We start from the raw sequence: 23,632 nt of genomic DNA, 5'->3' as shown, positions 1-23,632 counted from the left end.
CTCCATACATCGAGACAAAATGTCCCAGTTGAAATCCATACAAGATGAATCTGTGCCAATCTGGTTGCCGCGCCTGGCCGTGCACCGCGGCCCCCGGTTTTTGCAGATTGCCGATGCCTTGCAGGCGGCGCTGGTGGATGGATCGCTCAAGCCCGGCGACCGTCTGCCGCCGCAGCGCCAGCTGGCGGCGCAGCTGGACGTCGACCTGACGACGATCACGCGCGCCTACGACGAGGCCAGGCGCCGCAACCTGCTGGAGGGCCGTGGCGCCCGGGGCACCTACGTCGCGGCGCCGAAAGTCGAACTGAACCCGATCCTCGACCTGAGCATGAACACGCCACCGCCGCCGGCTGGCGTGGACTTCGACGACATGATGAAGCAGGGTGTGTCTCAAGTCCTGATGCGGGCGGACAGTGAATTGCTGATGACTTACCACCTGGGCGGAGGAAGCGACGCCGACCGCAAGGCCGGCGCCGCATGGCTCGAACCGATGTTTGGACACCTGGATCCGGGGCAGCTGCTTGTCTGTCCGGGTGCGCAGGCGGCGATCGCCGCATCGATCCTCGCGCTGACCGAGCCTGGCGATGTTATTCTGGCCGAGCCAATGACGTATCCAGGTTTGCGCACGGCAGCGACCCAGTTCGGCCGGCACATCGTGGCAGTCGACGCGGACCAGCACGGGATGATGCCCGGGATCTTCGAAGAAGCGTGCCATCGACACAAGCCCAGGCTGGTCTATCTCAATCCCACGCTACAGAACCCGACCGCCATCACCATGCCGGAAAGCCGGCGCAAGGAACTCGCCAGCATCGCGCTGCGCTGCAATGTACGCATCGTCGAGGACGATCCCTACTGGCTTCTTGCCGATGCTCCGCCACCACCTATCGCGGCGTTCGCCCCGGAGCAAGTGGTCTATATCTCGACGCTATCGAAATGCCTGACGCCCGGCTTGCGCGTCGCCTTCGTGCTCGTGCGCGACCCGCAGGAACGCGAGCGTTTCCTGGCCGCGCTGAGGTCGTTCGCGCTGATGGTCGCTCCCTTGGGCGCCGCGCTGGCCACGCAGTGGATCCTCGACGGTTCGGCTGGCGGATTGATGGAAGGCGTCCGCAAGGAGGCGCGCCTGCGCCATCAGATGGCGCGGGATATCCTGGCGGGGCGCTATGGCGGCGCCGGAGATGGCCTGCATGTGTGGCTCGAGTTGCCGGCGTACTGGAACTCATCGCAGCTTGCGCGTGTGGCCGACAGCGAGGGCATCGCTGTCACGCCCGTAGAGGCATTTGCGACCGGCAGCGACGCCGCGAATGCCATCCGTATCTCGCTGGGCAGCATCAAGGACCGTGGACGTTTGCAGGCAGGTCTTCAACGGCTGTCGCATCTGCTCGCGCGGCGGCCAGAGTCGTTCAGCGCCGCGGTGGTTTAACGGTCAGGAAACACCGAGGCTCATCAGGCGTAGTCAACAAAAGACAAAGCCGGCATCGGCCGGCTTTGCCTGATACTTCGCTTCTTACCAGCCGTAAGGCCAGCGCGTCCCGATACTGCCACCCCAGCCACGATGGCGGTGACCATGCCAGCTGCTGCGGCCGAAGTCGAAGCCCAGGCCGATGGAAATTGGCGGATACCAGTAGCGCGGCTGTTGGACGACCACCGGCTGCGGCACGTAGACTGGCTGTTGCTGCACCCATACCGGTTGCTGCTGCACAAACACTTGTTGCTGCGCCGGCTGCTGGGTACGATAGACCGGCGTCACCGACGTCGTCGTCCAGCCCGAACTCGGCGCCGCAGTCGCGATCGGGGTCGAGGTCACGACCCCGCCCTGGCCGGATGCCGCGACCTGGGCGCCAGTGCCAACCGGCACCGGCGTGACCGACACGACCCGCCATTGGCTGGGGTCGGATGGTTGCGCGTAGGTATAAGTCGGGCCGGGCGCGGCGCAGCCGGCCAGCAGACCGAGCGACCCGAGAACGATGGCAATATTTTTCATGACGGTGTCCTCCTGATATTGCCATCATACGGCCAGCAGAGACAGTGTGCTGAAGGAATTACACCCTGTTACACGCGCTCGACAGGCGCTAGGCGCCCATCAGCGAGGACAGCGCCGTCAACGGCACCGCCGCCGCCAACGCCTCGTAACCGGCGTCGTTCGGATGCAGACGGTCGCCGCTGTCGTAGGCCGGACGCAGCCGTTGCGGCGAGTTCGGATCACGCAGCGCCAGGTCGACGTCGGCCAGCAGGTCGAACGGCAGCGCGCTACGCATCCACGCATTGACCGCTTGCCGCACCGCCTCGCGTGCCGGTGTGTAGTAGACGAAGCCGAGGAAGGGCGGCAGGGTCGCGCCGAGCACCGGGATGCCGTGCAGGTGGGCGCGCGTCAGCAACTGCAGGTAGCCGGCGATCAGGTCGTTGGCCGGGATCGGCGCCGACGACGGGCTATAGACGATGTCGTTGATGCCGATCAGCACAGCCAGCCCGCGTACGCCCGCGGTGGACAGCACGTCGCGGTCGAAACGCTCCAGCAAGTCCTTGCCGGCCAGCAGGGCGGTGGGTGTGTCGGCCAGCATGCGGTTGGCCGAGATGCCGCGGTTGACGACGCCGATGCGATTGCTGCCGAGCTCGGACTGGATGCGGCGCGCAAGGAAGTCGGGCCAGCGCCGGTTGCCGTTGGAGGTGCTGCCCACGCCATCGGTGACGGAATCGCCCACCGCCACCAGCACCGGCGCCGCGCGGTCGACGTCGACCTCGGTGAGAAAGGGCCAGAAGGCGAAGGCGCGCTGGACCGGGAGCGAGGCCTGGGCGCCGAAGTCGCCCGTGGTCGACGCATAGCTGGCCTGGTAGGCGGCGTTATGGATCGTGCTTGCCTGGACCGTGCCGGGGAAATACAGGCTGATGGCGAGGTCGGTGAGCGGCGCCACCGGCAGCGAGACCGGATCGGACACCACCGGCGCACCGGCCGGAATCGTCACATTGGTACGCCCGCCGAAGGTGAGCTGGCGGCTGCTGCCGGCCGTGACGACGGCGCCGCCAGCGCGCAGGCCGACGTGGGCGCTCGTCAGCCGCAATTCGGTATCGCCCATCTCGTTCGACACGCGAATGCGAATGCGGTTGCCGCCGAGGCTGGTGCGCACGATCAGGCGCAAGGTCTGATTGATGAAGGTCTGCAGCGAGGCGGCTGGCGGCGGGCCGGCCGGCGCGCAGCCCCAGCCCGCGCTCCAGCGCTCGGGCAGGCCCGCCTGGGCCACTGCGTCGGCCGCCGGTGCGGCCAGCGCGCCCGCCAGGACCGGTGCGCCGAGCAGGATGCGTCGTCGGCCCTGGTCGACGCCATGATCGGCCGGGAGGGGCGACGTGGAAGGAGTGACAGGCGAGTCGGAGGCACTGGAATCCGGAAGGGACATGGCGGGCTCCTGAGAAAGGTCGAGGACTGGCGGTCGCGGTACGAGCGCCAGTCCACGATAGCGCAGAGCGCATGTGACGCGGGTACGGTCGCTTACATTGTTTGCGCTGCGTCGTGCGGATTTCTGATGGGAAGGGTTGCCAGCTAAAAATCAGCAGATGCCCAGGAACAGCAATGCGGAAAGCTCAGGCGAGGATGTTCAGCAAGCCGTCCAGGCCCGAGAAATTGAGGGCGACATTGGCCTGCTCGCGTACCACCGGCTTGGCGCGGAAGGCCACCGACAGGCCGGCAATACCCATCATCTTGAGGTCGTTGGCGCCGTCGCCCATGACGATGGCCTGCGATGGATCGATGCCCAGTTCCGCGCACACGCGTTGCACGGTGCGCCTCTTTTCCTCGGCGTCGACGATGCCGCCCAGCACGCGGCCGCTCAGCTTGCCGTCGATGACTTCCAGCACGTTGGCGTGGGTGTGGTCCAGGCCCAGGCGCGGCTTGAGGCGGTCGGTGAAGAAGGTGAAGCCGCCCGACACCAGCACGGTCTTGAGGCCGGCCGCCTGCACCGCCTGCAGCATCGCTTCGCCGCCCATCGAGATGCGCAGGCGTTCGTCATACACGCGCTGCAGGGCGGACGCATCCAGGCCTTCGAGCAGCGCCACGCGCCGCATCAGGCTCTCGGAAAAATCGAGCTCGCCGCGCATCGCGGCTTCGGTGATCGCGGCCACCTGCGGCTTGAGGCCCTGCATGTCGGCGATCTCGTCGATGCACTCGATGGTGATCAGGGTCGAATCCATGTCCATCGCCACCAGCCTGAAGTCGGCAAGCGTGCGGCCGGCCGCGATGAAGGTGACGTCGACGCCGGCCTTGAAGGCGGCGGCGTCGATCTCCTGCTTGAGCGTGGCGCTATAGTCGACGCCTTCGGCGCGCAAGCAGCGGGCGCCGAGCGCAGTCAGTCGTTGCGGCTTGGCCAGCTGCGCCAGGCGTTCGAGGGTTGCTTGATCAGCCTGCGGTCCTTGCAGCACCAGGTTCGTGGTCATGAATATCGTTCTCGTCAGGCGAGCAGTTGTTTGATGGTCTGTTTGATCTGGTTCACGCGCGCCGCCAGGTCGGGCATGCTGGCCGTGATGCGCAGCTTGTCCTGGCCGGCCAGCTTGACCTGGCGGTTCTTCTGGATCAGCGTGATGATCTTGATCGGGTCGATCGGCGGCTTTTCCATGAACTGCAGGCTGGCCGCTTCGCCATGGGCGTCGATCTTGACGATGCCCACGCTCTTGGCCGCGATGCGCAGGCGGTGCGTTTCCACCAGCGCTTTTACGGCGTCCGGCATCTTGCCGAAACGGTCGATCAGCTCTTCTTGCATCGAATCGATGCGGTCCTGGCTTTCGCAGTTGGCCAGGCGCTTGTAGATCGACAGGCGCTCGTGCACGTCGCCGCAGTAGTCGGCCGGGAGCAGGGCCGGCACGTGCAGGTTGATCTCGGTGGTGGACGACAGCGGCGCCGCCAGATCCGGCTCCTTGCCGGCCTTGAGCGCGCGCACCGCTTCGTTGAGCATGTCGGAATACAGCTGGAAGCCGATCTCGAGCATCTCGCCCGACTGGTTATCGCCCAGCACCTCGCCGGCGCCGCGGATTTCCAGGTCGTGCATGGCCAGATAGAAGCCGCTGCCCAGTTCCTCCATCTGCTGGATCGCGTCCAGGCGGCGCTGCGACTGCTTGGTCAGGTTCGACACGTCGTTCACCATCAGGTAGGCATAGGCCTGGTGGTGCGAACGGCCAACGCGGCCGCGCAACTGGTGCAGCTGGGCCAGGCCGAACTTGTCGGCGCGGTGCATGATGATCGTGTTCGCGGTCGGCACGTCGATGCCGGTCTCGATGATGGTCGTGCACAGCAGGATGTTGAAGCGCTGGGCCACGAAGTCGCGCATCACCTTCTCGAGGTCGCGCTCGTGCATCTGGCCGTGGGCCACGCCGATGCGCGCCTCGGGCAGCAGTTCCTGCAGCATGGCGCGGCGGTTCTCGATCGTGTCGACTTCGTTGTGCAGGAAGTAGATCTGGCCGCCGCGTTTCAGTTCGCGCAGGCAGGCTTCGCGGATGATCGAACCGTCTTCGCTGCGCACGAACGTCTTGATCGCCAGGCGCTTTTGCGGCGCGGTGGCGATGATCGAAAAATCGCGCAGGCCTTCCAGCGCCATGCCCAGCGTACGCGGGATTGGCGTCGCGGTCAGGGTCAGCACGTCGACCTCGGCGCGCAGGGCTTTCAACGCTTCTTTCTGGCGCACGCCGAAGCGGTGTTCCTCGTCGATGATCACCAGCCCCAGGCGCGTGAATTTCACGTCCGGCGACAGCAGTTTATGGGTGCCGATCACGATATCGAGCGTGCCGTCGGCCATGCCCTTGATCGCGTTATTGATCTCCTTGCCGGTGCGAAAGCGCGACAGCTCGGCGATCTTGACCGGCCAGTCGGCGAAGCGGTCGGCGAAGGTCTGGGCGTGCTGCTCGGCCAGCAGGGTGGTCGGGGCCAGGATCGCGACCTGCTTGCCGCCCATGACGGCGATGAAGGCGGCGCGCAGCGCGACTTCGGTCTTGCCGAAGCCGACGTCGCCGCACACCAGGCGGTCCATCGGCCGGCCCGAGGTCATGTCCTTGATCACGTTATGGATGGCTTCGGCCTGGTCCGGCGTCTCGTCGAAGCCGAAGCTCTGGGCGAAGTTCTCGTAGTCGATGTTCGAGTATTCGAAGGCGTGGCCCTGGCGCGCCGCGCGCCGCGCGTACAGGTTCAGCAGCTCGGCGGCGGTGTCGCGCACCTGCTCGGCGGCCTTGCGCTTGGCCTTTTCCCACTGGCCCGAGCCGAGCGAGTGGAGCGGCGCGTCCTCGGGCGAAGTGCCGGAATAACGCGAGATCACGTGCAGCTGCGAGACCGGCACGTAGAGCTTGGTGTCCTTGGCATATTCCAGGTGCAGGAACTCGGTCTCGCCTTCGCCCAAGTCCATGCTCGTCAGGCCCATGTAGCGGCCGATGCCATGGTTGATGTGGACCACCGGATCGCCGATCTTGAGCTCCGACAGGTCGCGCACCATCGACTCGACCTGGCTGGTCGCTTCCTGCTTCTTCTTGCCGGCGCGCCGGCCCGAACCCGCATACAGCTCGGTCTCGGTAATGAAGACCAGATGGCCCGATTCGGTGTCGAGCAGTTCGAAGCCCGCCTGCAGCGGCGCCACGCCCAGCGCCAGCCTGGCGTCGCTCTGGCGGAAGCCCTCGAAGCCCTCCACCGGAGTCAGATCGAGCTTGTATTCGCCGAAGTACTGCTGCAAGGTCTCGCGGCGGCCGGCCGAATCGGCGCAGATCATCACGCGCGTGTCGCTGCGCTGCAGGTAGGCGCGCAGATTGGTCAGCGGGTCGTCCAGGCGGCGGTTGACGGCGATGTCGGGGATCGGCGCCGACAGTTCCGATGCCGGCGCAGCAGGGTCGCGCGCGATATTCCAGCGGCCGTGCGGCTTGATGCAGGTGAAGAACTGCTCGGCGCCGAGGAACAGCTCCTGCGGTTCCAGGATCGGCCGTTCGCGGTCGCTCTTCAGGAAGCGGTAGCGCGACTCGGTGTCGAGCCAGAAGCGCTGGATCGCCCCGTCGATATCGCCCACCAGGGCCACCGGCGATTCGTCGGGCAGGTAGTTGAACAGGTTGGCCGTCTCTTCGAAGAACAGCGGCAGGTAGTATTCGATGCCGGCCGAGGCGATGCCGTTGCCGATGTCGCGGTAGATCGGCGAGCGGGTGGGATCGCCCTCGAAACGCTCGCGCCAGCGGCCGCGGAAGGCGGTGCGGGCCGCGTCGTCCATCGGGAATTCGCGTCCCGGGAGCAGGCGCACCTCCTTGACCGGGTAGAGCGAGCGCTGGGTATCGGCGTCAAACGTCCGGATCGATTCGATGTCGTCGCCGAACAGGTCGAGACGGTAGGGCAGTACGGAACCCATCGGGAACAGGTCGATCAGGCCGCCGCGCACCGAATATTCTCCGGGCGACATCACCTGCGAGACGTGCGTATAGCCGGCCAGCGTCAGCTGGGCCTTCAGCCTGGCTTCGTCCAGCCGTTCGCCCTGGCGGAAGAAGAAGGTGTAGGCGGCCAGGAAGGACGGCGGCGCCAGGCGCACCAGCGCCGTGGTGGCCGGCACCACCAGCACGTCGCACTGGCCGTTGCGGATCTCATGCAGGGTGGCCAGTCGTTCCGACACCAGGTCCTGGTGCGGCGAGAACGCGTCGTAGGGCAGCGTTTCCCAGTCGGGCAGCAGGTGGCAGGACAGCTTGCCGTCCGCAAACCAGGGGATTTCGTCGAGCAGGCGCTGGCCGTCGCTCGCATTGGCGACGACGACGGTGAGCATCTGGCCGTTGGCCTTCAGGGCCAGCGCGGCGGTGGCGAGGGCATACGCATCGGACGAGCCATGCGCCAGCGGCAGCACGAAACGCTGGCCTGGTTTGGGGAGGTGTTTCTTGAGATCGAAAGGCATGCAGCGTGCTGTTACGTTCGCGTCAAAAGTAGGCGTTAATTATAGACGAAGGCGCACCAGGCCGCCCTGACGCTTGCATCGCATCCGTATACGTAATATTCTAAGTTACGAATAAACTCCGACGAGGAATCCGATGTCCCATTTTCACGATCCGGCCATGGTGGCGCGCTACCACGAGGGCCCGCCGAAATTCGTCCCCGGCTTCGCCGACATGCAGCGCATGGCGCGGGTATTGCTGGCCGAGCGCGCGCCGTTTGACGCGCGGGTGCTGGTGCTGGGCGCCGGCGGCGGCCTGGAACTGAAGGCCTTCGCGGACGGCCAGCCGCGGTGGACCTTCGATGGCGTCGACCCATCGGCCGCGATGCTCGACCTGGCGCGGCAACTGGTCGCGGCGCACGGCGACCGGGTGCGGCTGCACCAGGGCTATGTCGACGCCGCGCCGCCAGGCCCGTTCGACGCGGCGGCCTGCCTGCTGACCATGCACTTCATGCCGCCGGACGAGCGCCGTCATGCGCTGGGTGCGATGCATGCGCGCCTGAAGCCCGGCAGCCCCTTCGTTGTCATGCACATGAGCGTCACCGGTGGGGCCGAAGAACGCGCACGCTGGATGGCGCGCGACGAAGCCTTCGCGGTGGCCGGCGGGGTGGCGCCGGAGATGGCGCGCCAGCGGCGCGAAGGTATCGAGGCCAGCCTGTCGGTGCTGGCGCCGCAGGACGACGAAGCCCTGCTGCGCGAGGCCGGTTTTGACGATATCGAGCTGTTTTATGTGGGCGGGGTGTTCCGGGGCTGGGTCTGCCGTGCCTGAAGAAGTCGAATGGTTGTGGTCGGGCTGAAACTCGCGCATGATCCTGTTTCCACATGATAAAGACAGGAGACACCCATGCGCGCAGGCCTGGCCGCCTTATCCCTATCGATCGCATCCATGCTGCCCGCCCTGGTGCATGCTGCGCCACCCGTCGACCTGGTCCTGTTCGACGGCGCGCCGCGCCAGGGTGTGACCGTAGCGGCGATCGCTCCCGATACCGAGCACGTTCTCATCGGCGAGCGCGTCGACGCCGATGCCGGCATCCGCGCCAAATTCCCCGGCAGCGCGATCGAGCTGGCGCGCAGCGCAGGGCAGGACGGTCGCGAAGCCTTGACCCTGCGCTGGGATAGGATCTGGAAGAGCGGCGTGCGTTTGTCCGGTCCGTCGTTCGACCTGCGCCCCTACCTGGCGGCCGGCACGCTGGCCTTCGATCTCAAGGTCGATGCGCTGGACAAGGGCGGAATCCTGTTCCGGGTCGGCTGCGGCGACGATTGCGAGCGCCACGTCTCCTACGTATTGCCGGGACGCGCCGCCGAGGGCAAGGGCTGGCAGCGCATCGTGCTGTCGATGTCGTGCTTCGCACGCGATGGCGACGATTTTGGCGCCGTGACGCGGCCCTTCACGCTCGAAGGCACGGGCAGCGGCCAGGTCGCCATCGCCAACGTGGCGTTCTCGCAGGGCGGCGCGCCCAATACGCCTTGCCCCGACTGGCGCACGGTGGCCGTCACGCCCGGCACGCTCAACGAATCGTGGTCGACTTCCTGGTGGCTGCCGCGCCACCGGCAGAAACTGGAAGAGGCCAGGCAAATGGTCGCCGAAGGCCGCAGCCCGCAACTGGTCTTCATCGGCGATTCGATCACCCAGGGCTGGGAAAAGGAGGGCGCGCAGGTGTGGCAGCAGCATTACGCGCGCCATCATGCGCTGGCGCTGGGTTTCGGCGGCGACCGCACCGAGAACGTGCTGTGGCGCCTGCGGCACGGCGAGGTGGACGGCATCGACCCGAAGGTGGCGGTGCTGCTGATCGGCACCAACAATACCGGGCATCGGCGCGACTTCCCCGCCATCACGGCGGCCGGCATCGAACGCAATCTCGACGAACTCAAGGCGCGCCTGCCACGCACCCGCATCCTGCTGCTGGCGATCTTCCCGCGCGATGCGGCGGCCGACGGTCCGCTGCGCCGCCTGAATGAGCAGGTCAACGCGCGCCTGCCGGCGCTGGCCGACGGGCGTCGCGTGTTCTTCCTGGATGTGAACAAGGCTTTCCTGAGGACTGACGGCAGCCTGCCGGCGAACCTGATGCCGGACTGGCTGCACCCGAACGAAGCCGGCTACGCCATCTGGGCCAAAGCTATGCAGCCGGAGCTGGATCGTTTGATGGCGTTGCCGCGCCTGTAGTCACGCCTGGCCCTGCATCGGCCGCGCGCCGGTTGGCGACCCCGAAGGGCACGTGCACCATCGGGATCGTGCCGCCCGGGCCGGAGGTGAGGTGGGTGAGCTGGTCGTCGAAGAAGATGTGCGGCTTGAACACCGACAGCACGCGGCTCTTGTCCATTCCGCCCAAAAAGAAGGTCTCGTCGGCCGAGACGCCCCAGCTGCCCAGCGTGGTGACGACGCGCTCGTGCGCGGGCGCGCTGCGCGCCGTGATGATGGCGATGCGCACGATGCGGCGGTAGCCAGGGTCGTCGCGCTCGGCCTGGTTTTCGAGTTGCTGCAGCATGGCCAGCTTGCGGAACATCCCGGCCAGTGGGCCGGGCTGGTGAGGACGCGCCATGTGCAGCGTCTCGTGGGCGTGGAATTCTCCCAGGCCGTCGCGCTTGAAGACCGTCTCGGATTCGTCGTCGGCCAGCACGCCGTCGAAGTCGAAGGCCACCCGCAGCTCGATATCGTCTTCCTCGTCGGCGATGCGCGAAGGCAGCACGAGGCCGGCCGGATAGTCGACGTCGATCGCGCTCTTGACGTCTTCCTCGTTCGCGCTCAGGAACAGCGCGGCGTTGAAGGCCGGCAGGTAGGGATAGGGCGATTTTCCGGTCATGAACACCGCGCGCGAGATATCGAGGCCGTAGTGGGCGATCGAGCGCATTACGCGCAACCCCGTTTCGGGCGAGTTGCGCGAGAACAGGACGACTTCGACCGGCGCCTGCTGCGCAAAGCACTTGTTGATGCTGAGGAAGCGCCGGATGAAGGGAAAGGCCACGCCGCGGGCGAGCACGACGTCGCGCTGGCGTTCCTGGTAGGCGCGGTACTCGTCGGGGCCATGCTCGAGGTAGACCTGGTGCGATTCGGACAGGTCGAACAGCGCGCTGGAGGCGACGCCGATCACGAGTTTTTCTTCGATGGGAAACGGCATTCAGGCGTCCTGTCGGTCGGATTGTTCAAGCAGGCTGTCGTAGACTTGCCGCGCCTCGGGCGGCAGCGCCAGCACGGCGCGCACGAACAGGGGCTGGCCGCCCGTGGCCAGCATCTGCAGCTTGGCCAGCCGGTCGGCGTCCTGCAGCAGGGTCGGCAGGGCGCCGGCATCGCCCAGGTGCGCGATCGCGTGGCCGATCGGCGGCGGCAGTTCCCACGCGTCGGCGATACGGGCCGAGATCAGGCGCGCCGCCGCCACCAGGCGCGAGCCGAAGGCGTCGCCGTCAGGCAGGGCGCCCGGCGGCACCAGCTGCTCGACCACGCGGAAGGCCACTACCAGCCCGACATTGTGCAGCAGGCCCGCCAGGTATGCCTCGAAGGGATCGGCCTTGTTTCGGGGCGCCAGCATACTGGCCGCCTGCGCGCACAGTTCGGACTGGCGCCACAGCGGCGGCGCAATCAACCGCGCCAGCGGGCCGGCCTGCTGGCTGATGATCGGACGGAAGGCGACCCGCGCCAGCAACATGCGCAAGCCGTTCTGCCCGAGCAGCAGCACCGCCCCTTCGAGATTGCGGATCGGGGACGCGGGCTGGTAGTAGGGGCTGTTGACCTCGCGGATCACTTCGGCGACCAGCACCGGGTCCTGGGCCACCTGGCGCGCCAGCGCGCCGGCGCCGGTGTCGTCCTCGCGCAGGCTGCGCAGCAGTTGCGGAATCACGGCAGGCACCCGCGGCACCAGCGCCGCCGCGTCGTCCGGATCGCGCGCCAGGCGCCCCAGCTCATCGAGCACCGGACCGTCGGGGGCGGGCTTGCCTAGCACGTGCGGGCCGGCCAGCCAGTGGAAAAAAGCGAGATCGAGGTCGAGGTCCGCCAGTGAGGCATCCTCGGCGGCGGGACGGTCGCTGGTGGCGCCGGATGGAGCGGCGGCGGGACGTCCCGCTTCGCGCGTGCCGAACAGGCGGGCGAGCCAGCGTTTCATGGGCATGCGAAGTTCAGTGGCGAGGGCATTTGTCCATTCTACCGTGAATGACAAACGGCCCGGCTGCCGCTCGCGCGGCGCCGGGCCGTGGCTGTTTCACCTCTTACTGGCCGTTGTTCGAGCCGGTCGTGGTGTGGCCGGTATTGGTCGGGGTGGAGGCACTGCCGGTGGCGTTGGCCGGGCCGGTGTTTTTCGCGTCGTTCGGGCTGATGCCCATTTGCGCATCGACGGTCGGGTTGCCGGTCGAGCCGGCTTGCGCCGCGCCAACCGAGGACGAGCCGCTGGTGGTGCCGGTGGTGTCGGTGGTGTTACATGCGGCCAGGGCAAAGGCCATCATGCTGCCCAGCAGAACAGTCTGGAGCTTCTTCATCGTGGTTCTCCTTGATTGGTAAGTAAGGGCATCATGCGAGGTCAGCCATACGCATGAAATAGGAAGAGAACGTCAATACCTGTAGGACCAGGCTCACCTATAGTGAACCTGGCCGCAACGGTATTCAACCCGGGTCAGCGGCTGACCGGGGTGTCGGTGGTCTGCTCGTTATTGCTGGTGGTGCCCGATGCGGCATTCACGCCGCTGGCGCCGTTGGCGCCGGCGTTCCAGCTGTTGGTGCCGCCGGTGGTGCTTGGCGTTTGCACGCCGCTGCCGATGGTCGAGCCGGTGGCGCTCGAGCCGCTCATCGAATCGGTGGTGGTGTCGGTGGTGTTGCAGGCAGCCAGGCCAAAAGCCATCATGCCAGCGAGAACTGCGCTTTGAACGGTGCGTTTCATGGTGTTCTCCTTGGTTTCTTGAGTGTTTTCAGTTTCGCAACGGAATGAGCTTGCGAGAATAGGAACACATCGGTTACCCGTGTAGGATTTCACCTTGGTAAGGCGTCAGTAACAGCATCAGGACGCCGCCGTTTCTTGTAGCAGCCAGTCGAGCAGCTCCTGCGCCGGCAAGGGCCGGCTGAAATAATATCCCTGCACCTTGTCGCAGCGCTGGTCGCGCACCACGTCCAGTTGCGAGCGGGTCTCGATGCCTTCGGCCACGGTGGTCATGCCCAGGCTCTGGGCCACCTTCACGGTCGCCTCGATCAGCACGCGGTGGTGGAAGCTGGTGTCGGCCTGGCACACGAAGGAGCGGTCGATCTTGACCGTGTCCACCGGCAGTAGATGCAGGCTCGACAGCGACGAGTAGCCGGTACCAAAGTCGTCCAGCGCGAGCTTGACGCCGAGCGCCTTCAGCTCGTGCAGGCGCACTTGCGTGTCCTGGTCCTGGGCCGCGAGGCTTTCGGTGACTTCGAGCTGCAGGCTGGCCGGCGGCATGCCGCTCGTGCGCAGCACGGCGGCGACGCTGTCGATCCAGCCGGGTTGGCCGAGCTGGGCGCGCGACAGGTTCACTGCCATCAGGCGCGGCGCCGCGTCGCCGAGACGCGCCTGCCAGTCCATGAAGTCGCGGCAGGCGCGCGCCAGCACGAAGTCGCCCAGCGCGCCGATCAGGCCGCACTCTTCGGCCACCTGGATGAACTCGATCGGCGGCACGACGCCGCGCTGCGGATGGCGCCAGCGCACCAGGGCCTCGACCCCGGCCGCGCGGTCGACGCCGCCGTTCGGCAGCAGGCGCACCACTGGCTGGTAGACCACGAACAGCTGTTCCTCGGCCAGCGCCTGGCGCAGGTCGGCCTCGATGTCGGCGCGGCGCGCGGCGCGTTCGCGCATGCTGGCTTCGAACACCGCATGGCGATTGCCGCCGGCGCGCTTGGCCTCGACCATGGCGATGCCGGCGTCGCGCAGCAGGCTGTCGGCATCGTGCTCACCGTGCGTATCGTGCACATCGAGCGCTGCCGCGTCCGGCCCCCAGGCCAGGCCCAGGCTGGCGCTGCACACGATCTCGTGGCCGCCGATCACATAGGGGTGGGCAAGGGCGTCGAGCAGGCGCAGCGCCACCCGTTCGGCATCGGCGCGCGCGCGCAGGCCGTCCAGCACCACCACGAATTCGTCGCCGCCGATGCGCGCCGCCAGCTGGCCGCTGCGCGCGGCGGGCTCGAATCCGCTGGCCGGCGGACGCAGGGCGCCGCGCAGTCGGTCGGCCATATGCATCAGCAACTGGTCGCCGCCGGCCTGGCCCAGGCTGTCGTTGAGTTGGCGGAAGCGGTCGCAGTTGAGCGTGAGCACAGCGAAGCCGTGCCCGTCCTGCGGCCGCGCGAGCAGGCGCTGCAGCTCTTCGCGCACCGCCTCGCGGTTGGGCATGCGGGTCAGGCTGTCGGTGCGGGCGGCGTTGCGCAGGCGCCGCGACAGCATTTCCTGCTCGCGCTGGACCTCGAAGGTGGCGTCGGCCACGGTCGCCATCAGGCGCTCGGGGTCGAGCTTGGTCAGGTTCAGCGACAGCACCTGCAGCGAGCCGCTGGCGGCGTGCTGCACGCCGACCGGCAGGCGCAGGCCTTCGCAGATCATGCCGGAAGGTTCGATGAAGGCCTCGACCATCGCCGGCAGCTGGGGCGCGACCGGGGCCAGCAGGTCGAACAGGTTGTCCAACCCGGCGTCGGTGGCGAGCGGCATCAGGAGGCTCGAGGCCATCGGATTGAGCATCTCGACCGTGCCGTCGAGCGTCGTCTGGGCCAGGCCGATCGGGGCCCGGTACAAAAACTGCACCAGCGTTTCGTAGGCATCGACCGGCTCATGCTGCATAGACGTTCTCCTGGTGGCGGGCGATGGTGTCCTGTGGTTTGCCGAGATCGCGCAGGATCAGGCAGTAGGCGGCGCTGTCTGGGTCGCCGGGCAGTGCCTCGCGCTCCGGCAGCGGGGCGACCAGCGTGCTGCCCCAGAACACGGCGCCGTCGGCGCGCTGGCGGCGGCCTTCGTCGAGCGACCAGCCGCTGGCATCGGCTTCGCGCAGCCGGTCCTGGCGGTACTCGAGCGCGACCTCCTCCGGCGGGTAGAAGATCGTGAATGGCCGGCCGACCGCATCGGGGCCGAAGCCGGTGACGCGCTTGACGCTCGCGTTCCAGTCGCAGAGCCGGCCCTGCAGGTCGAGGCTCACCAGGGCGTAATCCTGGACCCCGGTGAGGATGGCGTTGAGCCAGGCGTCGTTCTGGCGCAGCCGGCGCTCGCGCCGCACTTGTTCGGTAATGTCGTCGATCACGGCCATGATGCGTTCGGGATCGAGCTTGAGCAGAGTGAGCGCCAGGACCTGCGGCGCGCGCTTGGCGCCTGCGCCGGCTTCCAGGTAAAGGTGCAGGCCGTCGCAGATCTTGCCATAGGGCTCGCCGTGCTGCGCGGTGCGCGCGCGCAGCTCGGGCGCGACCTTTTCCAGGGCCGTGAACAGGTTGTCCAGGCCGCCGTCATGCGACAGCGGCATCAGGAGCTGGGCCGCTACCGGATTCATCATGGTGACGTCGCCCTGGGCGTTGGTCTGCACCAGGCCTACGGGCGCCAGGTACAGGAACTGGATCAGCGCCTCGTGCTCGGCGCCGAAGTCGTTGGCTTCCCTGCTCATCGGGGGCTCACCGCGGCTGGCGCTGGACCAGCACGTAGCGGTGGCTTCCGCCCGGGTTCGACAGCAGGCGCAACGCGACCTTGACCGGACGCATGCGCAAGGTCAGGACGTAGTCGATGGTGTCGTCCAGCACGCTGTTGTCTTCCTGGGCGTCCTCGAAACGCTGGGCCACCATGAAATTGTTCATGCAGGGCGCGACGTTGGTGAACAGGGGCTGGCCCAGCACCCGTTGCGGCGACAGGCCGGCCGCCTGGGATTCGAAGGCGTTGTAGACCGTGACGCTGGTGTCGGCGCCGAAGCCAATGACGCCGAACTCGAGCGCGTCGAACTGCTCCGGCGTGCATTGGTCCAGGCGCGCAGCCAGGTCGGGCGCGTCGAAGGCAAGGGGCGTAACGGTCATGATGTCGGATGCCGGGACGCGGCTATTGAATAATAGAAACAGATGTTGGCATGTGAAAAGGTGCAGTGTCAATCGTGCGCGCCATTTCACGTCACATTTCCCGGTTTCCGTGCCGTTCCGAGACGCCGCGCGGCTACAGATCGATCAGGTTCTCGAATCCGCCGAAGAACATACGCTTGCCGTCGAAGGGCACGCCGCCCGGTTTCATCATGTCTTCCAGGCGCGCATCGCTCATCACCTTCTCGAGCACGGCGTCGCGGTGGCTGCGCGATTCGTATACCGCCCAGGCCAGGATGACGGTCTCGCCATCTTCGAGCTTGACGCTTTGCGGGAACGAGGTGTGCTCGCCCGGCTTGACGTCGTCCGCGATCCACTCGCGGTATTCGAGCGCGCCGTGCTCGCGCCAGACCTTGCCGGCCAGGGCGGCCTGGGCGCGGTACTCTTCGAGTTTCGATGTGGGCAGGGGCAGGACAAAACCGTCAACATACGCCATGATTCTTCTCCTTAAGTAAGGTGATGCGTGGCTGGGATGCTGCGTGTGTGATACATGAGGTGCTGCGTCTGTGATACATGAGGCGATGGATGCGCCGCCCCTGTACTGACCCTGCGACGGTGCGCCAGGTTCCCGGTCGCTATGTCGGGAACCTGGAAGATTACCACAAGGTGTTTTGCGCGGGCGGGTTCGGCGGCGGTGGCGTAGGGGCAGGTGGCGGCGCAGGTGGTGGCACCATCGGCGGCAAGGCCTCGATGGCCGGCCGTTCGTCGAACGGCGAGGCGTCGGGTGGGACTTCCTGGCTGCCGGGCGGCAGGTCCAGCGGCTGTTCCACGGGCGCCTGCTCGATGTCGATCGTGCGCGTCTCGCCCGCATCGATGAATTCCGGGTAGATCCAGTCGTCGCCGTCGTGCACCACGTCCTCCGGGGGCGTGCGCTCGACGGGTGGCACCTTGGCCAGCGCCACGCGCATGTAGTCGATCCAGATCGGCATGGCCAGCGTCGAGCCGAATTCGCGCCCGCCCAGCGAACGCGGTTCGTCATAGCCCATCCACGACACCGCCACCACATTGCCCGCATAGCCGGCGAACCAGCCGTCGACGGCGTCGTTGGTGGTGCCGGTCTTGCCGGCCAGGTCTTGCCGTCCCAGCTGCTTGGTGGCGCCGGCGGCGGTACCGAAGCGGGCCACGTCGCGCAGCATGCTGTCGACCACGAAGGCGTTGCGCGCCGTGACCGCGCGGCTGGCTTCGTCCTTTGCCTGCGGCGGCCTGGCCTCGAGGATGACGGCGCCGTTGCCGTCCTGGATCCTGGCGATCAGGTAGGGCTTGACCCGGTAGCCGCCATTTGCAAACACCGCATAGCCGCCCGCCAGCTGCAGCGGCGTGACGGCGCCGGTGCCGAGCGCCATTGTGTAGTTCTTCGGATGGCGCGCCAGGTCGAAGCCGAAATGCTCCAGGTACTGGTGGGCGAATTCGACCGATACCGCGCGCAGCACGCGCACCGTCGGCACGTTCTTCGATTTCACCAGCGCCTGGCGCAGCGTGACCTCGCCGTCGAACACACCGTCGTCGTTCTGCGGCGTCCACGGCGTCTCGAGCGTGGCGCCGGGCAGCTCGATCGGCTGGTCCAGGATGCGGGTGGTCGGCGAATAGCCTTTTTCGAGCGCCGCCGAGTACACGAAGGGCTTGATGCTCGATCCCGGCTGGCGCCAGGCCTGGGTCACATGGTTGAACTTCTGCAGGTTGTAGTCGAAGCCGCCCACCAGCGCGTGGTAGGCGCCGGTGTCGGCGTCGATCGCGACGAAGGCCGCGGCCACTTGCGGCACCTGGGTGATGGCCCAGTCGCCATCCTTGTCCTTGCTGATGCGGATGACGGCGCCCGGGGTGATCTTCACGCTCTCGCGTGCCTTGGACGACAGTGCGGCGGCCGCGAATTTGAGCCCGGCGCCACGGATGGTGATGTCTTCGCCCGACAGCGTGTCGACCAACACCGCTTCGCTGCTGGCCTTGAGCACCACGGCCGGCAACAGGCCGTCGCTGCTCGGGCGCTTCTGCAGCGCGTCGACGATCGCTTCCTCGCGCTCTTCGGCGTCGGGCGGCAGCTCGACGCGCGCTTCCGGGCCACGGTAGCCATGGCGCCCGTCATAGGCCAGCACGTTGCGCCGCACCGAGTCGTAGGCGGCGTTCTGCTCGGCCGCCAGGATGGTAGTGGTGACGGTGATCCCGCGCGTGTACGATTCCTCGCCGAACTGCTGGAAGACCGTTTGACGCGCCAGCTCGGCCACGTACTCGGCGCGGGTGTCGAACGATTGGCCGGCGTCGCGCTTGACGCGCAGCGGTTCGGCCAAGGCCTGGCGGTACCGGGCCTCGTCGATTTCGCCCAGTTCCAGCAGGCGCTTGAGGATGGCGTGCTGGCGCGCCTGCGCGCGCTTGGGGTTGGACACCGGATTGGTGCGCGCCGGGTTCTGGGGCAGGCCGGCCAGCATCGCGGTCTCGGCCAGCGTGAGCTGGTCGAGCGTCTTGCCGTAATAGCTGCGCGCTGCGCTCGAGAAACCGTAGGAGCGCTGGCCCAGGTAGATCTGGTTCATGTACAGCTCGAGGATCTGGTCCTTGGTGAGGGAGTCCTCGATCTTGTAGGCCAGCGCGATCTCGGTGAACTTGCGCGCGAGGGTCTTCTCGTTGGTGAGGAAGAAGTTGCGCGCCACCTGCATCGTGATGGTCGACGCGCCTTGCCGGAAGCCGCCGCGCAGGTTGGCGCGCGCCGCGCCCAGCGCGCGGATGAAGTCGATGCCGCCGTGTTCATAAAAGCGTGTGTCCTCGATTGCCAGCACGGCGGACTTCATCATGGCCGGGATCTTCGCGATCGGCACGAAGTCGCGGTGCTCGACGCCGAACTGGCCGATCAGCACATTGTCGGCCGTGTAGATCCGCAGCGGGATCTTGGGCCGGTAGTCGGTCACGGCATCGATCGGCGGCACCTTGGGCAGGATCGCGGTCGTCACATAGATCACGGCGCCGGCGATTGGTAGCAGGATCGCGGTCAATGCGACAAGGATGAAGGCGTGCAGGCGCTTCATGCCGAACAGGGTTTTACTGGACTGCTTGTTGGTATCGCTCACTGCTGGACTTTCGCGGTGCGGCCCTGATGTGGGCCAGGAGCGGCCGATTATAATCCGCTTTCAATATGCACTTTCTTTCCGTTCGTGCATGTGCGATATTCTCGCTTTGGGCCCGCCGGCGGCACGGCGGGCCGCATCAGCAACGAAGGAAATCCATGCCATTCGATTCGAAACCGGCCGGCTTCAAGCCGTATATCCCCGCCACCGCCCAGCTGCCTGAAATGACCCCGCGCGCCCTGATCATGGGCGTCATCCTGGGCATGATCTTCGGCGCGTCCTCGCTCTACCTGGTGCTCAAGGTAGGCCTGACGGTCAGCGCTTCGATCCCGGTGGCGGTGATCGCGATCACCCTGTTCGGCATGGCGAAGAAGCTCGGCGCGCGCGAATCGACGATCCTCGAGAACAGCGTGGCGCAAACGGCCGGCTCGGCCGGCGAATCGCTGGCCTTCGGCCTGGGCGTGACCATGCCGGCCATCATGATCCTCGGTTTCGACCTCGAGATTTCGCGCGTGATGCTGGTCGGCGTGCTGGGCGGCCTGCTCGGCATCCTGATGATGATCCCGCTGCGCCGCACGCTGATCGTCGACCAGCACCGCGAACTGAAATACCCGGAAGGCACGGCCTGCGCCGAGGTGCTCAAGGCCGCCGCCACCGACGTTTCCCGTGAAGCCGCGGGCGAGGTGCGCGACCCGGCGACCGCGGAAGGCAGCGACGCCATGAAGACGGCGAAACGGCGCGCGATGCTGATCTTCGGCGGCTTCGGCATCGGCATCCTGTACAAGACCCTGAGCGTGTCGTTCAAGGGCTGGCGCGACACCATCAACTTCGAGTTCGGCGCGCCGCTCAAGACCGGCAGCATCGGCGCCGAGATCTCGCCCGAACTGGTGGGCGTCGGCTACATCATCGGCCCGCGCATCGCCTACACGATGGCGGCCGGCGGCGTGCTGGCCTCATTGATGCTGGTCCCGATGATCAAGTTCTTCGGCGAGCTGGCGACCGTGCCGCTGTCGCCGGCCACGATCCCGATCAGCGACATGACGGGCGACGACATCCGCGCCTCGTACATCCTGTACATCGGCGCCGGCGCGGTGGCGGCCGGCGGCCTGATCTCGCTGGCGCGCTCGCTGCCGACCATCTGGAACGGCCTGCGCGGCGGCCTGGCCGGCGTGCGGCAAGGCTCGAAGGGCGACGAGTCGCTGCGCACCGACCGCGACATCCCGATGAAGTGGGTGGTGATTGGCTGCCTGGCCATCATCGCCATCATCTCGCTGGCCACGCCGCTGCACATGAACGTGCTGGGCGCGGTGCTGATCCTGGTGTTCGGTTTCCTGTTCGCTACCGTCTCCTCGCGCCTGACCGGCGAGATCGGCTCGTCGTCGAACCCGATTTCGGGCATGGCGGTGGCGACCCTGCTGTTTACCTGCCTGATCTTCCTGGTGATGGGCTGGACCGGCGGCCAATATTACGTGACCGCGCTGTCGGTCGGCGCCATCGTCTGCATCGCCGCCAGCAATGCCGGCACCACCTCGCAAGACCTCAAGACCGGCTACCTGGTCGGCTCCACCCCGCGCATGCAGCAGTATGCGATCCTGTGCGGCGCCTTCGCCTCGGCCCTGATCCTGGGACCGATCCTGCTCAAGCTGAACGAAGCCGGCACCGTCTACGTGCCGGCGGCCCAGGTGGCGCCCGGCCTCACGGTCGACGCCGCGACGCTGAGCGACACCGGGCAGCTGCAAGGCCCGCAGGCCAAGGACGATCCGAACACCTACAAGGTCTGGCACAAGACGGACACGGTGGGCGGCCCGGCCGGTAAGTACTTCGTCGACGCGGCGGGCAAGGCGGTGTACCTGGTCGACCCGGGCATCAACGGCCATCACAGCACGCGTCCGGACGGCACCGAGGTGAAGAAGTACGACGCGCCCAAGGCGGTGCTGATGTCCTACATCATCAAGGGCATCCTGGACCAGGAACTGCCGTGGACCCTGGTGCTGTTCGGCGTGATGATTGCGATCGTGCTGGAGATGGCGGGCATCGCCTCGCTGGCATTCTCGGTCGGCGTCTACCTGCCGCTGGTGGCGACCCTGCCGATCGCGATCGGCGGCACCGTGCGCTGGCTGGCCGATCGCCGCAACAACAAGCTGCCGCAGAACGCGCACCTGAACGAAGAAGAGCGCCAGGCGGCGGGCGACCGCAGCGCAGGCGTGCTGCTGGCGTCGGGCTATATCGCCGGCGGCGCGCTGGCGGGCATCATCATCGCCATCACGGCCGGTATCTTCACCGACTTCGACGCTGCGATCGGCGCCTGGGCCAAGGTGTCGAATCCGTTCTTCGAAGGGGCGAGCGCGAACTGGCTCAGCATGATTCCGTATGGCGCCATCGTGCTGCTGCTGTGGTGGGTGGCGCGCGAGAAGGTCAGGAAGACCTAAGCGCAAACGACAACGCCGGCTTCGAGCCGGCGTTGTCGTTTTATGTGCGTGTGGTGCGTGTTGCGGTTGGACGCGTCGACTGGGAACCCGTCCACCCTACATGTGGAGGAACGTAGGGTGGACGGCTCTGCCGTCCACGCGTCCAGTAAGCGGTGGATCAGACGTAGGCCAGGTCGTGCTGGCGAATGGCGCTGTCGATCCAGTCGTCGGTATCGCTGAAGCGGTAGCCGAGTTCTTTTGCGCGTCCGGTGTCGAGCATCAGCGGAGTCACCAGGTCGAACGGCGACGGCGTGCCGGCGGTGAGCTTGCGCATGCGTGCCGGCGCATTCAGCGCCGCTCCCACGCGGCCGTGCAGCTCGTAGGCCGACAGCGCGCCATCGGCCGCGGCGTTGACCGGCCCGGTAAACGCCTGGGCGCCGGCCCAGACCAGGAAGTCGGCCGCCTCGCGCGCCTCCAGGAAGGACGTGCGCGCCTTGGCGCTGGTGTATTGCAGGGCGGCGCCCTGGCGCACCAGGTCCACATAATGCGCGAGGCGGCCGGTGAAATCGTCCGGGCCGCCCAGCACGTGGCCCAGGCGCACGGTTACCACCGGCATGCTGCCGGCGCGGTACAGATAAGCCTCGGCCTGGACCTTGCCGGCGACATAGCTGTCGATGGCGCGCGCCGGATCGTGCCATGGGTAGGCGGTATCGATCGGCTGGGCGTCGACATGCAGCGATTCTTCGTCGAAGGCTTGCGACTGCGGTTCCAGCGCGCGGTAGACGTCGATGGTCGAGGTCATGACGTAGCGGCCGACATTGCCGCCAAAGACGCGGCTCGAGATGGCGGCGTCCAGCGGCGAATAGCACATCTGGTCGTAGACGATGTCGAACTTGACGCCGGCAAAGGCGGCGCGCATGGCGTGCTCGTTGCGGCGGTCGACGCGCACCCGCGTGATGCGCTCGCCGAAAGGATCCGGTGCGTAGCCGCGGGTGGCGATGGTGACGTGGTGGCCGGCCCGGACCAGGCGCTGCACCAGCAGCTTGCCGAAAAACCGGGTACCACCGATCACGAGAATATTCTTGGGCATGGCGCTTCCTTGTGTGATCACCACTATTTTCCTAGGGGAAGTACAATCCATCAAACGAGAAAAAGACATGCCAATGAATAAGAAAAACTTAGCCATGGGCTCGAAATGAAGGCTTTGCGCAGCCTTTCGGGCCTGATCGACTTCGAGTGCGCCGCGCGCTGGGGCAGTTTCAAGCTGGCCGCGCACGAGTTGCACAAGACCCCGGCCGCGGTCAGCCTCCAGGTAAAACAGCTGGAAGAAAGCATTGGGTTTCCTCTCTTTGTGCGGCATCCGCGCCACATCGCACTGACGGAAAAGGGGCAGGAGCTGGCGATCGCCACCGCCCGCATGCTGGGCGAGTTGCGCGCCAAGGTCACCGCGCTGCAGAGCGGCGACGAAGAGGCGGTGCTGCGCATCGCCACCACCCACTCGTTCGCGATCAAGTGGCTGGTGCCGCGCATGCACCGTTTTACGAAGCTGTATCCGGAACTCGACATCCGGCTCGACTCGAACGATGCTCCGGTCGATCTTCACGCCGACAGCACCGACGTCGCGATCCGCTATGGCCCGGTAACGGACGGCGATCCGACGGTGCTGTTTCGCGAGCGGCTGGTGCCGGCCTATAGCCCCGAGCTGCTGGCGCCCGGCCAGGCCGCGCTGACCCTGGCCGACCTGGACGAGCACCGTCTACTGATCGTGCATTCGCCCGAGGCCTGGCTGCAGCTGCTCAATGAGAACCGCGCGCTCAAGGGCGACTACGATTTCTCGCGCGCCTACAGCCATTGGGGCGTGCTGGTGCAGGCGGCGGTGGCGGGGCAGGGCGTGGCCCTGGTGCCGTACGGGATCGCGTTCCAGGACATCGCCGCCGGCGCGCTGCGCCTGATCCCCTGCCGCAGCGTGCCGTTCGCGAACGGCTACCGCTTTCTCGCCAATCCGCACAAGGAGCATATGCTCAAGGTGCGGCGCTTCCGCGAATGGATGGTGGCCGAGATGGCGGCCATGAGCGCGCACCTCGATTACCGCTAGACGGTGCGACGGCGGCGCAAATGCGAGAAGGGCGGCCCGCGGGCCTAATGCCGTTCAGTTAAGACTGAGCGGCATTTTTCTTTTCAGGTGTTGTAAACGCTAGCTGAGGCTGTTAACCTGCGTCACCATGTTTG

Annotated in this window: 19 protein-coding genes; 5 read left to right on the top strand and 14 right to left on the bottom strand. The window is 66.7% G+C overall.

Going from position 1 to position 23,632, the window contains the following annotated elements; genetic code table 11:
* Window positions 1-19 precede the first annotated feature (19 nt).
* Window positions 20-1,420, top strand: a complete 1,401-nt coding sequence (locus FVD38_RS09070) for an aminotransferase-like domain-containing protein (protein WP_187271525.1) — start codon at window positions 20-22, stop codon at window positions 1,418-1,420.
* 84 nt (window positions 1,421-1,504) lie between these two features.
* Here FVD38_RS09070 and FVD38_RS09065 read toward each other — a convergent pair whose 3' ends face one another.
* From FVD38_RS09065 to mfd, 4 genes are all read right to left on the bottom strand, one after another.
* A complete protein-coding gene (locus FVD38_RS09065; RefSeq protein ID WP_147934522.1) occupies window positions 1,505-1,981 on the bottom strand; it encodes a hypothetical protein in 477 nt (158 codons plus the stop codon).
* A gap of 88 nt (window positions 1,982-2,069) precedes the next feature.
* Window positions 2,070-3,389: an SGNH/GDSL hydrolase family protein gene (locus tag FVD38_RS09060; protein ID WP_147934521.1), complete on the bottom strand. Its 1,320-nt coding sequence runs from the start codon at window positions 3,387-3,389 to the stop codon at window positions 2,070-2,072.
* Window positions 3,390-3,573: 184 nt separating this feature from the next.
* On the bottom strand, window positions 3,574-4,422 hold the full coding sequence (serB, locus tag FVD38_RS09055; RefSeq protein WP_147934520.1) for a phosphoserine phosphatase SerB: 849 nt from the start codon (window positions 4,420-4,422) through the stop codon (window positions 3,574-3,576).
* A gap of 14 nt (window positions 4,423-4,436) precedes the next feature.
* Window positions 4,437-7,883, bottom strand: a complete 3,447-nt coding sequence (gene mfd, locus FVD38_RS09050) for a transcription-repair coupling factor (RefSeq protein ID WP_147934519.1) — start codon at window positions 7,881-7,883, stop codon at window positions 4,437-4,439.
* 133 nt (window positions 7,884-8,016) lie between these two features.
* Here mfd and FVD38_RS09045 point away from each other — a divergent pair, with 133 nt between their 5' ends.
* Both FVD38_RS09045 and FVD38_RS09040 read left to right on the top strand, forming a co-directional pair.
* On the top strand, window positions 8,017-8,688 hold the full coding sequence (locus FVD38_RS09045; protein ID WP_147934518.1) for a class I SAM-dependent methyltransferase: 672 nt from the start codon (window positions 8,017-8,019) through the stop codon (window positions 8,686-8,688).
* A gap of 75 nt (window positions 8,689-8,763) precedes the next feature.
* On the top strand, window positions 8,764-10,083 hold the full coding sequence (locus tag FVD38_RS09040) for a GDSL-type esterase/lipase family protein (RefSeq protein ID WP_147934517.1): 1,320 nt from the start codon (window positions 8,764-8,766) through the stop codon (window positions 10,081-10,083).
* Here the strand turns inward: FVD38_RS09040 and FVD38_RS09035 are convergent.
* The 9 genes from FVD38_RS09035 to FVD38_RS08995 form a co-directional block, all read right to left on the bottom strand.
* Entirely contained in the window at window positions 10,037-11,035 is a 999-nt protein-coding gene (locus tag FVD38_RS09035; RefSeq protein WP_147934516.1) for a 5'-nucleotidase, read from the bottom strand. The two genes, FVD38_RS09040 and FVD38_RS09035, sit on opposite strands and share 47 nt — an antisense overlap.
* Window positions 11,036-12,013 carry an HDOD domain-containing protein gene (locus FVD38_RS09030; RefSeq protein ID WP_147934515.1) on the bottom strand — a complete coding sequence of 326 codons (978 nt, stop codon included), beginning with the start codon at window positions 12,011-12,013 and terminating at the stop codon, window positions 11,036-11,038. It lies immediately after the preceding gene.
* Window positions 12,014-12,116: 103 nt separating this feature from the next.
* Complete coding sequence (locus tag FVD38_RS09025; RefSeq protein ID WP_147934514.1) at window positions 12,117-12,383, bottom strand: hypothetical protein; 267 nt, start codon at window positions 12,381-12,383, stop codon at window positions 12,117-12,119.
* A 134-nt stretch (window positions 12,384-12,517) separates the two neighbouring features.
* The gene (locus FVD38_RS09020) at window positions 12,518-12,781 is read right to left on the bottom strand and encodes a hypothetical protein (RefSeq protein ID WP_147934513.1); all 264 of its coding nucleotides are present in this window, start codon (window positions 12,779-12,781) and stop codon (window positions 12,518-12,520) included.
* 117 nt (window positions 12,782-12,898) lie between these two features.
* On the bottom strand, window positions 12,899-14,680 hold the full coding sequence (locus tag FVD38_RS09015) for a putative bifunctional diguanylate cyclase/phosphodiesterase (RefSeq protein ID WP_147934512.1): 1,782 nt from the start codon (window positions 14,678-14,680) through the stop codon (window positions 12,899-12,901).
* Window positions 14,670-15,488: a PAS domain S-box protein gene (locus FVD38_RS09010; protein ID WP_147934511.1), complete on the bottom strand. Its 819-nt coding sequence runs from the start codon at window positions 15,486-15,488 to the stop codon at window positions 14,670-14,672. Before FVD38_RS09010 ends, FVD38_RS09015 begins: the two co-directional genes overlap by 11 nt.
* Window positions 15,489-15,495: 7 nt before the next feature.
* Complete coding sequence (locus FVD38_RS09005) at window positions 15,496-15,888, bottom strand: phosphonate transporter (RefSeq protein ID WP_147934510.1); 393 nt, start codon at window positions 15,886-15,888, stop codon at window positions 15,496-15,498.
* 133 nt (window positions 15,889-16,021) lie between these two features.
* A complete protein-coding gene (locus FVD38_RS09000) occupies window positions 16,022-16,381 on the bottom strand; it encodes a DUF1428 domain-containing protein (protein WP_147934509.1) in 360 nt (119 codons plus the stop codon).
* 160 nt (window positions 16,382-16,541) lie between these two features.
* Window positions 16,542-18,956 carry a penicillin-binding protein 1A gene (locus FVD38_RS08995; RefSeq protein WP_187271529.1) on the bottom strand — a complete coding sequence of 805 codons (2,415 nt, stop codon included), beginning with the start codon at window positions 18,954-18,956 and terminating at the stop codon, window positions 16,542-16,544.
* 197 nt (window positions 18,957-19,153) lie between these two features.
* Between FVD38_RS08995 and FVD38_RS08990 the strand changes: the two genes are divergently transcribed.
* Window positions 19,154-21,424 (top strand): OPT family oligopeptide transporter, encoded by a 2,271-nt coding sequence (locus FVD38_RS08990; RefSeq protein ID WP_147934507.1) that lies wholly within the window; start codon window positions 19,154-19,156, stop codon window positions 21,422-21,424.
* A 157-nt stretch (window positions 21,425-21,581) separates the two neighbouring features.
* On the opposite strand, the gene FVD38_RS08985 is transcribed toward FVD38_RS08990, so the two are convergent.
* Window positions 21,582-22,493, bottom strand: a complete 912-nt coding sequence (locus FVD38_RS08985; RefSeq protein ID WP_147934506.1) for an NAD-dependent epimerase/dehydratase family protein — start codon at window positions 22,491-22,493, stop codon at window positions 21,582-21,584.
* Between the two features lie 105 nt (window positions 22,494-22,598).
* Between FVD38_RS08985 and FVD38_RS08980 the strand changes: the two genes are divergently transcribed.
* Window positions 22,599-23,498, top strand: coding sequence for a LysR substrate-binding domain-containing protein (locus FVD38_RS08980; protein WP_147934505.1), 900 nt, complete (start codon window positions 22,599-22,601; stop codon window positions 23,496-23,498).
* Window positions 23,499-23,632: the final 134 nt, after the last annotated feature.

The organism is Massilia arenae (assembly GCF_008014745.1).
In the GTDB taxonomy this organism is placed as follows: Bacteria; Pseudomonadota; Gammaproteobacteria; order Burkholderiales; family Burkholderiaceae_D; genus Telluria; species Telluria arenae.
This window is presented reverse-complemented; position numbering and strand designations above follow the sequence as displayed.

What these genes read in the sequence shown, in the direction of transcription:
- FVD38_RS09035 (WP_147934516.1), bottom strand. Translation starts at nt 11,035, where the DNA reads ATGCCGTTTCCCATCGAAGAAAAACTCGTGATCGGCGTCGCCTCCAGC.
- FVD38_RS09020 (WP_147934513.1), bottom strand. Translation starts at nt 12,781, where the DNA reads ATGAAACGCACCGTTCAAAGCGCAGTTCTCGCTGGCATGATGGCTTTT.
- FVD38_RS09015 (WP_147934512.1), bottom strand. Translation starts at nt 14,680, where the DNA reads ATGCAGCATGAGCCGGTCGATGCCTACGAAACGCTGGTGCAGTTTTTG.
- FVD38_RS09060 (WP_147934521.1), bottom strand. Translation starts at nt 3,389, where the DNA reads ATGTCCCTTCCGGATTCCAGTGCCTCCGACTCGCCTGTCACTCCTTCC.
- mfd (WP_147934519.1), bottom strand. Translation starts at nt 7,883, where the DNA reads ATGCCTTTCGATCTCAAGAAACACCTCCCCAAACCAGGCCAGCGTTTC.
- FVD38_RS09040 (WP_147934517.1), top strand. Translation starts at nt 8,764, where the DNA reads ATGCGCGCAGGCCTGGCCGCCTTATCCCTATCGATCGCATCCATGCTG.
- FVD38_RS09045 (WP_147934518.1), top strand. Translation starts at nt 8,017, where the DNA reads ATGTCCCATTTTCACGATCCGGCCATGGTGGCGCGCTACCACGAGGGC.
- FVD38_RS09000 (WP_147934509.1), bottom strand. Translation starts at nt 16,381, where the DNA reads ATGGCGTATGTTGACGGTTTTGTCCTGCCCCTGCCCACATCGAAACTC.
- FVD38_RS08990 (WP_147934507.1), top strand. Translation starts at nt 19,154, where the DNA reads ATGCCATTCGATTCGAAACCGGCCGGCTTCAAGCCGTATATCCCCGCC.
- FVD38_RS08985 (WP_147934506.1), bottom strand. Translation starts at nt 22,493, where the DNA reads ATGCCCAAGAATATTCTCGTGATCGGTGGTACCCGGTTTTTCGGCAAG.
- FVD38_RS08995 (WP_187271529.1), bottom strand. Translation starts at nt 18,956, where the DNA reads ATGAAGCGCCTGCACGCCTTCATCCTTGTCGCATTGACCGCGATCCTG.
- FVD38_RS09065 (WP_147934522.1), bottom strand. Translation starts at nt 1,981, where the DNA reads ATGAAAAATATTGCCATCGTTCTCGGGTCGCTCGGTCTGCTGGCCGGC.
- FVD38_RS09025 (WP_147934514.1), bottom strand. Translation starts at nt 12,383, where the DNA reads ATGAAGAAGCTCCAGACTGTTCTGCTGGGCAGCATGATGGCCTTTGCC.
- FVD38_RS08980 (WP_147934505.1), top strand. Translation starts at nt 22,599, where the DNA reads ATGAAGGCTTTGCGCAGCCTTTCGGGCCTGATCGACTTCGAGTGCGCC.
- FVD38_RS09030 (WP_147934515.1), bottom strand. Translation starts at nt 12,013, where the DNA reads ATGAAACGCTGGCTCGCCCGCCTGTTCGGCACGCGCGAAGCGGGACGT.
- FVD38_RS09005 (WP_147934510.1), bottom strand. Translation starts at nt 15,888, where the DNA reads ATGACCGTTACGCCCCTTGCCTTCGACGCGCCCGACCTGGCTGCGCGC.
- serB (WP_147934520.1), bottom strand. Translation starts at nt 4,422, where the DNA reads ATGACCACGAACCTGGTGCTGCAAGGACCGCAGGCTGATCAAGCAACC.
- FVD38_RS09070 (WP_187271525.1), top strand. Translation starts at nt 20, where the DNA reads ATGTCCCAGTTGAAATCCATACAAGATGAATCTGTGCCAATCTGGTTG.
- FVD38_RS09010 (WP_147934511.1), bottom strand. Translation starts at nt 15,488, where the DNA reads ATGAGCAGGGAAGCCAACGACTTCGGCGCCGAGCACGAGGCGCTGATC.